The sequence below is a fragment of the Oceanobacillus saliphilus genome (assembly GCF_023522835.1).
GTDB lineage: Bacteria > Bacillota > Bacilli > Bacillales > Amphibacillaceae > Oceanobacillus > Oceanobacillus saliphilus.
The window spans coordinates 1-282 of record NZ_JALCZU010000065.1 but is presented as its reverse complement, the minus strand read 5'-3'; the positions used below and the strand labels follow the sequence as shown (position 1 = coordinate 282).

At 67.7% G+C, this 282-nt stretch carries 1 protein-coding gene; it reads right to left on the bottom strand.

The features are described from left to right. Window positions 1-10: 10 nt before the first annotated feature. Window positions 11-282: Holliday junction DNA helicase RuvB C-terminal domain-containing protein (locus MN204_RS20465; RefSeq protein WP_306798824.1), on the bottom strand; the 272-nt coding region annotated here is incomplete at its 5' end.

Here is a 282-nt window from a genome sequence, read left to right as displayed (position 1 = left end):
GCTCGCCTCCCTAATCGAACAACCCGTCCTGCCCGTTCGCGGGCGGGTTGAGGCCCAGATGCTTCCAGCCCTGGCCGTTCAGGCAGCGACCGCGCGCGGTGCGGGCGATCAGGCCGAGCTGGATGAGGAACGGCTCTATCACCTCCTCGATCGTGTCGCGCGGTTCGCTCAACCCCGCCGCCAGCGTCTCCACGCCAACCGGGCCCCCACGATAGATATCGGCGATCATGGTGAGATAGCGCCGGTCCATCGCGTCGAGGCCGAGATGGTCCACCTCGAGCC